Source organism: Bradyrhizobium pachyrhizi, assembly GCF_001189245.1.
Lineage (GTDB): Bacteria > Pseudomonadota > Alphaproteobacteria > Rhizobiales > Xanthobacteraceae > Bradyrhizobium > Bradyrhizobium pachyrhizi.
Genome location: NZ_LFIQ01000108.1, coordinates 41,522 through 51,124 on the forward strand (window position 1 = coordinate 41,522; position 9,603 = coordinate 51,124).

A 9,603-nucleotide genomic window follows, 5' to 3' on the forward strand; every position below is an offset into this window, starting at 1 on the left:
CTGGTCGCCACCATCCCCGCGGACGAAGCCTGGCTGCCGCTCGAGAAGAGCGTCTGCCCGCTGGTGAAGAAGAGCTGAGGCAACGTCATTCCGGGCCGCGTGAAACGACGAACCCGGAATTGAGCAGCGGCACATTCAATGGATAAATGGATTCCGGGTTCGCGACGTGTCGCGCCCCGGAATGACGCCAGGGTCTGATCGCAGCCGGCCGCGGCTCGCTACTTCTTCGGCTTGTTGTAATTGACGTCGAGGCTGAAGGAGAACTGATCGTCGGTCAGGTCAGCCGGCGGCGCCGGGACCGGATCGGACCGGTGGACCATCGAGATCGCCGCGTCGTCAAAGGCGGCATCTCCGGACGATTCCAGCACGGCAACCGACAACACCTTGCCAAGGCGATTCAGCACAAGTGCGACCTTCACCTTGGCTGCCTTGGCCTTGCCGTTCTCGGGAAATTTCTTGTGCAGGTCGAGATAGGCGCTGATCTTCTTGCCCCATTTGGCGGTCAGCAGCAGCTTGTCCTTGCCGATGCCGGGATTGGGCGCCTTGGTCGTCTCCGACTGACGGGCGTCCTCCAGCTTGGTGGGCGCGGCCAACTCCGAGGCTTGCTGCGCTTCCTGCGCATTGGTCTCGACCTTGGCGACCTTGGCCTCCTCCTCCTTCTGCTTCTTCGCGGTATCCTCCGTCACGATGCGATCGGGGTCGTCGGACTCCACGGGCTTTTCCTGAGGCAGGTCGGTGTCCTTCACCTCGGCCTTCTGCTGCGCCATTTCCTGCACGGCCTGCTGCTCGTCAGCCGGCGCGCCGGGCGGTGCAGCATCGTCGGGCACATCCGCCGAGGCAAGCTCGACGGCATATTCCGCGCCAGCGGCGCCGAGACCCTCATCGCCGTCGTCGCCGCGCAAATTGGTCAGCGCCAGCGCGGCACCGCCCAGATGCAGCCCGACCGCCGTCACGGCAGCGATCACCCAGAGCCGCTTCGAGGTCCGCAGGTCGAGATCGGGGTTGGTGGACATCGCGTTCGCCGTCAGGGTTTGGCAGAATCAGCCGGCGCGGCCGCGGGCGCTCCTGGAACGCCCTCGAGCGCGACCAGCTTCACGTGCGTGTAGCCGCCGGCACGCAGCAGCTCCATCACGCCCATCAGTTCGCCATAGGGTACCATCCGATCGGCCCGCACGAACACGTATTTGTCCCGGCTCATGTCGGGCACGGCATCCAGCGAATTGACCAGGTCGACGCGCTTCACCGCGTTCTCCCCGATCGCCAGCGTGAGATCCGGCTTGATGCTGACATAGGTTGGCTTGTCCGGCTTCTTCTGCGGCGTCGCGCTGGAGGTCGGCAGATCGATCGGAAGATCGACGGTCGAGAGCGGTGCCGCCACCATGAAGATGATCAGCAGCACCAGCATGACGTCGATGAACGGCGTGACGTTGATCTCGTGGGATTCCGCGAAATCGTCGTCGCCATCGTTCTCGGAGATCGAGACTGCCATCGCCTACTCCGCCGCCGCGGCGCGCGCATGCGCGTTGCGCGGAACGTCGCCATGGGTGCGATCGAGGTCGCGCGACAACAGCCGTCCCGCGGCGCCCGAGGCGCGATTGACGAGTTCGAGGTAGACCTTCGTGACGCGCGAGAAATGGTTGTAGATGATGACTGCGGGGATCGCCGCGACGAGGCCGATCGCGGTCGCGAGCAGCGCTTCCGCGATGCCCGGCGCCACCACGGCAAGATTGGTGGTCTGCGACTTCGAAATGCCGATGAAGCTGTTCATGATGCCCCAGACCGTGCCGAACAGGCCGACGAAGGGCGACGTCGCGCCGATGGTCGCGAGCAGGCCCATGCCGATGCGGATCTTGCGGGCTTCGGCGCGCACGATCTCGGCGAAGCTCGACGCCGCGCGCTCCTTGATGCCGCTGTCGCTCGAGATGCCCGCCGACAGGCGCCCCTCGCGCATCGCAGCGGCGATGAACGACGACAGCACGCTGCCCTTGGCGCCGAGCGCGAACTGCGCTTCGGCCAGCGAGCGCGATTCAGCGATCTTGGCCAGCGCGCCGCGCAGCTTGCGCTGCGCTACCGTCAGCTCGACCATCTTGGCGATGAACACCGTCCAGGTCACGAGCGAGGCGAATGCCAGACCGAGCATCACCGCCTTCACGATGATGTCGGCGTTCAAGAACATATTCCACGGCGACAATTCGTGCAGGCCGGTCGAGGTCGACTTCAGCGACTTGCTGTCGCCGCTCGCGGGCGCGGCCAGGGACGCCTCGTTCGCCGTCGGTGCCGGAGCCGCCGCGGCAGGGGCCGGCGCGGCCTGGGCCTGCGGTGCCGGCTGGGCGGCCACCGGCGCGGCTTGGGCAGTCGGCGCAGGCTGGGCTGCCGCCGGCTGGGCCGCGGGTGCGGGCTGAGGCCGGGTCACGGGTGCGGGCTGCGCTACAGGCGCCGTTTGCTGCTGCGCCGAAGACGGCGCGGCCAGCATCAGCATCGCCAGCGAGGCGATCATGGCAGACGCAGCGGGGAACTTGAATGTCATCATCAGTTACACTTCGGCCCAGTGACGGATCAGGTTGTGATAAATCCCGGTCAATTTGACCGTTTCGGGGTCATCGCGCCCCAGCCGCTCCACCAGAGCCTGGATCGCGGTATCGAGATCAAAGATCAGGCTGCGCGCGTGTGCATCCCGTACCATGCTCTGCAGCCAGAAAAAAGACGCTACCCGGGTCCCCCGCGTGACCGGCGTGACCAGATGCAAACTGGAAGCAGGATAAACCACGAGATCGCCCGCCGGCAGCTTGATTTCATGGGATCCGTAGAGGTCTTCGATGACGAGCTCGCCGCCGTCGTAGTCCTCCGGCTCCGATAAAAACAGCGTGACCGAGAGGTCGGTGCGGATCCTCATGCCCGTCAGCCTGTCGCCGCGCACCGCATTGTCGACGTGCAGGCCGAAATGGTGCCCGTCGCTGGCGACATAACGATTGAACAAGGGTGGAAAGATTCTAAGCGGGATCGCCGCCGAGATGAAGCGCGGGCTAGCCGACAGCGCCGACAGGATGCGGTTGCCGAGCTGCCGCGCGACCTCGCTGTCGGGCGGCAGCTGCTCGTTGCGCTTGACCATCGCGGACGCGGCGCCGGCGGTCGAGCGACCGTCCTCCCATTCGGCTTGCGCCATGATGCGGCGGAAGTCCGCCACATCAGCCTTGCTCAATACGTTGGGAACACAGACCAGCATCTGTCGCCGCGAAGCCTCCGTCAGTAACGCGCAGAAACAACCAGATACGCGGCGCGCCCCGGCGCTTCGAGCACGAACGGCGCCGCGCTCTGGTACAGCGCGTCGTAGTAGCGCTTGTCGAAGATGTTGTTGACGAACAGCTTCATCGTCCAGTGCTTGTCGATCTTTGCTTCGGCAAAGGCGTCGAAGCGCCAGTAGCTCGGGATCGAGGTGCCCTGGTTGGCCGCGAGCAGCGTGCCACCATAGACCTTCGAGCGATACACAGCCTGCCCACCGAGCTCCCACATGTCGGTGAGCTGGTACTTGGTCAGCATGCTGAACGACTGATGCGCGACGTTGGCGAGCGGCAGTCCGACATTGCTGGAGTACAGGATGGTGTTGGCCGGCGGCGCAAGCGACCTCGTCACTGCCGACTGCATCAGCACGAGACCGCCGAACACGCTCCATTTGTCGGTGATCTTGCCGCCAACGCCCAGATCGATGCCGCGGATGCGGTAGGCCGCGCCCGCGGTGATGCAGGAGATGTTGCCGGTCGTCCCGGTCGGATAGGAGCAGCCGAGCGCCGCGGCCGCGGCCGCGTTGTTCACGTTCTGCGATTCACGCGCATTTTCCTTCTCGGTCTGGAACAGCGCCGCCGTCACCAACAGATGACGATCGAACAATTCCCACTTGGTGCCGACTTCGATCGCCTTGTTCTTTTCCGGCCCGAAGATCTGGGTATTGCCGCCGTTCAGCACCGGAGACAGGCCGCCATACGCCGTGCTGGTACCGTCGAACTCGGCGCCGACAGGGTTCGACGAGGTCGCATAGGCCGCATAGACGCTGCCGTTCGGCAACGGCTTCAACGTGAGGCCGAGATTGAAGTTCGGCATCCCGAAGTCGGCCGACTGACTGCCGAATGTGGTCCTGTTGCCCGACGTCAGATATCCCGACGTGTTGATCTTGTAGTCGTCGTAGCGGATGCCACCATTGAGGATCACGAAGTCATTGTAGTTCGCGGTATCCATGATGTAGCCGCTGGTGGTGTCGATCCCGATCTTGGTCGGCATCCCGGACAGCCCCGACGGAATCGGGAATGGAATGTTGGTGTATTGCGGATTGAACACGCTGACGCCGGAGAGCGATCCGCTTCCCGTGAAAGCCGATGTGCCGGTCGTTATTTCCGAGCTCAGGCCGAGATATCTGTCGATCGAGGACCGCTCGTTGTCGTATTCGACGCCGGCCGTCGTCGTGTGCTTGAAGCCGAGCCCGTCGACCGACTTGTAGGTCGCCTCGGTCTGGTTGGCGAACACGTCGGTGACCTGGTAGCGGCTTTGCGGATTGGCGCTCAGCGTATACGCCGTGAACGGAGCGCCCGCGGCCAGCGTCGGCGCTTCCGGCAGCGTGCCGATGTAGTTTTGGGTCGAGCGCGATTCCCGGATCTTGTTGCTGACCACGAGGTCCGGCGTGATCTGCACCTCGGCGTTGATGGTGCCGATGTCCTGCCCGGTCCTGAAGAAGTCGCGGTTGACGAAACCATACCAATTGTTGCGGTTGACGCCAAAATCCGGGAACGGGCCGCCGGCCGTGCTCGCGGTGCTCGGTCGATAATAAGGCACGCCGAAATCCGGGAGTCCGGTCAGCTCGGTGTGGATGTAGTTTCCGGTGATCTTCACCGCGTCGACCGGCTTCCACGTGCCGGCGACGAACGCGCCGTTGCGGTCGTCGGTGACATAGCTGCGGCCGGCGACGCCGGCATCCTGGAACAGTCCGCCGGCGCGGATCGCCAGCGTCGGGCTGATCACCTGGTTGACGTCGAGCGTTACGCGCTTGGTGCGATCGGTGCCGAACGTGGTGTCCATGTTGTAGAAGCTGTTCTGCGTCGTCGCCTGTTTGGTGACGATGTTGATCGCGCCGCCGGTGGTGCCGCGGCCTGCAAAGGACGAGCCGGGGCCACGCAGGATCTCGACCTGCTCGGTGAAGAAATTCTCGCGGACGCTGACGCCGGAGTCGCGCACGCCGTCGATGAAGATGTCGTTGCGCGCATCGAAGCCGCGGATGAAGAAGCGGTCGCCGAAGGCATTGCCGCCCTCGCCCGTGCCGAGCGTGACGCCGGCCGTCGACAGGATCGCCGACTTCAGCGAGGTGGCGTTCTTGTCCTCGAGCACGTCCTTGGTCAGCACCGTGACCGATTTCGGTGTGTTCAGGATCGGCTCGGGATATTTCCCGGAGGCCTGCAAACGGTCGCCCTTGTACGGCGCGGCAGGATCCGCATAGGGATCGCGGTCAGCGGGAAGACCGCCGGCGTTGGGAAACGGCACCGGCGCCTGTTGAGCCTGCTGGTTGTTGCGTCGCGCGGCGCGGCGCAGCGCATTGCGGGCGCGGACCTGGTCCGCCGTGGGCTTTGACGTCACGGGCCGCGGGCGAGCGACCGGGGCATCGACATTCACCGGCGGCAGGTTGGATTGCTGCGCTTCGGCCCCCGAAAACGACGCCACCGCGATCAGGCTCGCGACTGCGGAGACCTTCGTGGCGGAATAACCGGTATCATCAGCCGAACCGATCGCTGCATCGAAGCGCAGCGATCTCGGCGCCTTCACATTGCTCATGTCTTGCTTGCCCCAGAAAAGTCAGCCCGTTCGCGAAATGAAGCTGCGACGAACTGTCTCTTTCGGTTATCGAGCGTGACTTTTTTTATCAATGCGCCGAGCGCAACAGTTGGCTTGAATCGCCCCAATTCAAAGCGATTCTAATCTACGGTTTGAAATCGTTCTAAACTGTAGTTTTTAAGCGTTCTAATAATCGTTCTAAATCGGTGTCGCCCGTCATTGACCGCCGCTTGCAAGCATGCGTCCCCGATCACTCGGCGCTTGGTGGCTTCATCAGCGAAAACAGCTCGTCGATCGTCCGCTGCGCGACCTGCCGCACGCGGTCGCTGTTCTCGAGGCCGGCGATGTTGACCCCGTTGACGACCGCTTTGATCTCGTCGCGGAAGTCGGTGAGAAAGCGCAGCGGGTCCCGCTGCTCGTTGGCGACGCGCGCGATCAATCCGGTGACCAGGATCTGGCATGCCATCATGCGCCCGTTCAACTCATCCATCGCAGCCCTCGTCCTCTCGCATCGTCGCTGCGCGATATGAACGACATCCCGCGACGATTCAACCGGCTCGCGCACGCTGCAACGGGTGAATGGATGGAGCGAAGGAATCTGCGCACGATGAGATGCGCTATTTCGCGGCGATGCGCTCCGCCTCCTCGCCGAGCGCCTTGATGCGATCCTTGACCTCGCGAAGCGTGGAGAGGCCGCTTTCGACATGCTTGTCCGAGACGTCGCGCAACACGTCGCCGGCGATCGCGTCGCGCAGACTGTCGAGGTCGTCGACGAGGCGGCGCCCGCTCCTGGTCAGGAACAGGCGATTGGCACGGCGATCCCTGGGATCGGGACGCCGTTCGAGCAGGCCATGCTCGACGAGGCGGTCGAGCAGCCGCACCAGCGAGATCGGCTGCAATTCGAGGACGTCGGCGAGATCGACCTGGGACAGCCCCTCCTGCTCGCGCAGGCGGAAGAGCACGATCCATTGCGCACGCGTGGTGCCTCGCGCCTTGGCGCGATGATCGATATAATTGCGCAGCAGCCGGGAACTCTCGACGAGCTGCGCGATAAACTGGCGTTTGAGATCGAGCGACATAGGGGTCCTCGGTGCGTTTCCCAGACGAAATGTTTCTGCTCGTTTCTGACCTAAACCTTTCCAAATGTTTAGGATTCTCAAGCCTTGGTGTGTTTACACATTAAGTGCACGCATATTATATCCGCAAGCTCTGTGAACCGTTTCGATCACCCTTTATTGTTACGTCGAACCCAAGAGTCCGCATGTCAAAGTCACGCACCATCGGTTGGGTTTTGGTGATCGCTGCGGTCGGCGCCGCCGGTTATTTCGGCTGGCAGAAACACACGAGCAACCAGCAGGCGATCGAAGCCGCGCAGAAGCGCTCAGCCCAACGCCCGGCCGTTCCGGTCAAGATCTCACCGGTCGAGAAAGCCGACTTCCCGGTCTATCTCACCGGCCTCGGCACCGTGCAGGCGTTCAACACGGTCCAGGTCCGCACCCGGGTCGACGGCCAGATCACCAGGATCGCATTCAAGGAAGGCCAGTTCGTCAAGGCCGGGGACACGCTGGTCGAGATCGACCCGCGGCCCTATCAGGCGACGCTCGACCAGGCCAAGGCCAAGAAGGCGCAGGACGAAGCCAATCTCGCCAACGCCAATCTCGACCTGCAGCGTTACACCAAGCTCGGCGAGTTCGCGACGCGCCAGCAGCTCGACACCCAGCGCTCCACGGTGGCGCAGCTGACCGCCCAGATCTCGGCTGACGAGGCCGCCATCTTCAATGCCCAGACCCAGGTGGACTACACCACCGTCAAATCTCCGATCGACGGCATTGTCGGCCTCCGACTGGTCGATATCGGCAACATCGTCAATGCCTCGGCCCAGACCGGCATTGTCACGATCACCCAGATCGAACCGATCACTGTGATCTTCACCGCGCCGGAAGACCAGCTGCCCGATATCAAGGCGGCGCTAGCCGTGGCGCCGCCCAAGACCATTGCCCTGACCACCGACGGCAAGCGGGTGCTATCCACGGGAACCCTGGCGCTGATCAACAATCAGGTCGACACCACCAGCGGGACTGTCCGGCTGAAGGCGGTGTTTGATAACAAGGACCACGCGCTGTGGCCGGGCCAGTCGGTCTCGACCCGCCTTCTGGTCAGAACCTTGAAGGATGCCACCGTCGTCCCCGATGACGCGGTGCAGCATGGCGCCGATGGCCTCTACGCGTATTCAGTCAATCAGGAGAACAAGGCCGAGCTTCGCAAGATCAAGGTCAGCCAGTCGATCGACGGCAAGTCGGTGATCGACGAGGGCCTGTCGCCCGGACAGCAGGTGATCACCGCGGGCCAGTACAAGGTCTCGCCGGGAACCCAGGTGACAACGGCGGTGGCGAGCTCGGATCCGTCCCAGTCGAAGGTTGCGCAGGAATGAGCGTCGGCGCCGGAATTTCCGCACCATTCATTCGTTTCCCCATCGGCACCTCGCTGCTGATGGCCGGCATCCTGTTCGTCGGTCTCGTCGCCTATCCCCTGCTGCCGGTCGCGCCGCTGCCGCAGGTCGACTTCCCCACCATCCAGATCACCGCGACCCTGCCCGGCGCCAGCCCGGAGACGATGGCGACCTCGGTCGCCCAGCCGCTGGAACGCCAGTTCGCGCAAATCCCCGGCATCGCGCAAATGACCTCGACGAGCTATCTCGGCACGGCGGCGGTCACCATCCAGTTCGACCTCAACCGCAGCATCGACGGCGCGGCCAATGACGTGCAGGCCGCCATCAACGCCGCAAGCGGCCAGCTGCCGAAAACCCTCCCCTCGCCGCCGACCTACCGCAAGGTCAACCCGGCGGACTCGCCGATCATGCTGCTGTCGGCGACATCGGACACGCTGCCGCTGACGACGGTCAGCGATGCCGTCGACGCCCAGCTGGCGCAGCAGATCAGCCAGATCTCGGGCGTTGCGCAGGTCATCATCGGCGGCCAGCAGAAGCCGTCGGTTCGCGTCCAGATCGACCCGGCCAAGCTCGTCGCCAAGGGCCTGTCGCTGGAGGACGTCCGCGCCGCGATCAACATCGCGACCGTCGACAGTCCGAAGGGCAATATCGACGGCGCCACCCGCGCCTATACCATCTACGCCAACGACCAGCTGCTGACGGCGAGCCCGTGGAACGACGTCATCATCGCCTACCGCAATGGCGGGCCGCTGCGGATCCGTGACATCGGCCAGGCCGTCACCGGGCCCGAGGACGCCAAGCAGGCCGCCTGGGCCAACGGCAAGCGCGGCGTATTCCTCGTCATCTTCAAGCAGCCCGGCGCCAACGTCATCGACACCGTCGACAAGATCAAGGCGACGCTGCCCCGGCTGGTCGCCGCGATCCCGCCGGCGATCAAGATCGACGTCATCAGCGACCGCACCACTACGATCCGCGCGGCGGTCGAGGACGTCCAGTTCACCCTGCTGTTGACCATCTTCCTGGTCGTGATGGTGATCTTCGTCTTCCTGCGCAGTTTCTGGGCGACCGTGATCCCGACAGTCACGGTGCCATTGGCGCTGCTCGGCGCCTGCGCGCTGATGTGGGTGTTCGGCTACACGCTCGACAATCTGTCGCTGATGGCACTGACGATTGCGGTCGGCTTCGTGGTCGACGACGCCATCGTGATGCTGGAGAACATCAGCCGCTACATCGAAGAGGGCGAGAAGCCGATGGCTGCCGCCTTCAAGGGCTCGCAGGAAATCGGCTTCACCATCGTTTCGATCAGCATCTCGCTGGTCGCGGTGCTGATCCCGCTGCTCCTG

9 protein-coding genes are annotated in these 9,603 nt (G+C 63.9%); 2 read left to right on the forward strand and 7 right to left on the reverse strand.

Going from position 1 to position 9,603, the window contains the following annotated elements:
* Window positions 1-218: 218 nt before the first annotated feature.
* The 7 genes from AKL29_RS27745 to AKL29_RS27775 all read right to left on the reverse strand — a co-directional run bounded on the left by AKL29_RS27745 (window position 219) and on the right by AKL29_RS27775 (window position 6,890).
* Entirely contained in the window at window positions 219-1,013 is a 795-nt protein-coding gene (locus tag AKL29_RS27745; RefSeq protein ID WP_050386368.1) for an energy transducer TonB family protein, read from the reverse strand.
* An 11-nt stretch (window positions 1,014-1,024) separates the two neighbouring features.
* The gene (gene exbD / locus AKL29_RS27750) at window positions 1,025-1,489 is read right to left on the reverse strand and encodes a TonB system transport protein ExbD (RefSeq protein WP_028334320.1); all 465 of its coding nucleotides are present in this window, start codon (window positions 1,487-1,489) and stop codon (window positions 1,025-1,027) included.
* 3 nt (window positions 1,490-1,492) lie between these two features.
* Window positions 1,493-2,530, reverse strand: a complete 1,038-nt coding sequence (gene exbB / locus AKL29_RS27755; RefSeq protein WP_050386369.1) for a tonB-system energizer ExbB — start codon at window positions 2,528-2,530, stop codon at window positions 1,493-1,495.
* A gap of 3 nt (window positions 2,531-2,533) precedes the next feature.
* Window positions 2,534-3,223, reverse strand: a complete 690-nt coding sequence (locus tag AKL29_RS27760; RefSeq protein ID WP_050386370.1) for a Fe2+-dependent dioxygenase — start codon at window positions 3,221-3,223, stop codon at window positions 2,534-2,536.
* 20 nt (window positions 3,224-3,243) lie between these two features.
* Window positions 3,244-5,811 carry a TonB-dependent receptor gene (locus AKL29_RS27765; protein ID WP_028334317.1) on the reverse strand — a complete coding sequence of 856 codons (2,568 nt, stop codon included), beginning with the start codon at window positions 5,809-5,811 and terminating at the stop codon, window positions 3,244-3,246.
* Window positions 5,812-6,061: 250 nt separating this feature from the next.
* Window positions 6,062-6,301 (reverse strand): hypothetical protein, encoded by a 240-nt coding sequence (locus tag AKL29_RS27770; RefSeq protein WP_028344615.1) that lies wholly within the window; start codon window positions 6,299-6,301, stop codon window positions 6,062-6,064.
* A gap of 127 nt (window positions 6,302-6,428) precedes the next feature.
* Entirely contained in the window at window positions 6,429-6,890 is a 462-nt protein-coding gene (locus tag AKL29_RS27775) for a MarR family winged helix-turn-helix transcriptional regulator (protein ID WP_028334315.1), read from the reverse strand.
* Window positions 6,891-7,072: 182 nt separating this feature from the next.
* Here AKL29_RS27775 and AKL29_RS27780 point away from each other — a divergent pair, with 182 nt between their 5' ends.
* Both AKL29_RS27780 and AKL29_RS45660 read left to right on the forward strand, forming a co-directional pair.
* Window positions 7,073-8,242, forward strand: a complete 1,170-nt coding sequence (locus AKL29_RS27780; protein ID WP_050386371.1) for an efflux RND transporter periplasmic adaptor subunit — start codon at window positions 7,073-7,075, stop codon at window positions 8,240-8,242.
* On the forward strand, window positions 8,239-9,603 hold a 1,365-nt coding region (locus AKL29_RS45660), incomplete at its 3' end, for an efflux RND transporter permease subunit (protein WP_244482462.1). The genes AKL29_RS27780 and AKL29_RS45660, both read left to right, overlap by 4 nt.

Bases quoted from the DNA above. Each gene is read 5' to 3' on its own strand.
- AKL29_RS27765 (WP_028334317.1), bottom strand. From the start codon at position 5,811: ATGAGCAATGTGAAGGCGCCGAGATCGCTGCGCTTCGATGCAGCGATC.
- exbD (WP_028334320.1), bottom strand. From the start codon at position 1,489: ATGGCAGTCTCGATCTCCGAGAACGATGGCGACGACGATTTCGCGGAA.
- AKL29_RS27745 (WP_050386368.1), bottom strand. From the start codon at position 1,013: ATGTCCACCAACCCCGATCTCGACCTGCGGACCTCGAAGCGGCTCTGG.
- exbB (WP_050386369.1), bottom strand. From the start codon at position 2,530: ATGATGACATTCAAGTTCCCCGCTGCGTCTGCCATGATCGCCTCGCTG.
- AKL29_RS27780 (WP_050386371.1), top strand. From the start codon at position 7,073: ATGTCAAAGTCACGCACCATCGGTTGGGTTTTGGTGATCGCTGCGGTC.
- AKL29_RS27770 (WP_028344615.1), bottom strand. From the start codon at position 6,301: ATGGATGAGTTGAACGGGCGCATGATGGCATGCCAGATCCTGGTCACC.
- AKL29_RS27760 (WP_050386370.1), bottom strand. From the start codon at position 3,223: ATGCTGGTCTGTGTTCCCAACGTATTGAGCAAGGCTGATGTGGCGGAC.
- AKL29_RS27775 (WP_028334315.1), bottom strand. From the start codon at position 6,890: ATGTCGCTCGATCTCAAACGCCAGTTTATCGCGCAGCTCGTCGAGAGT.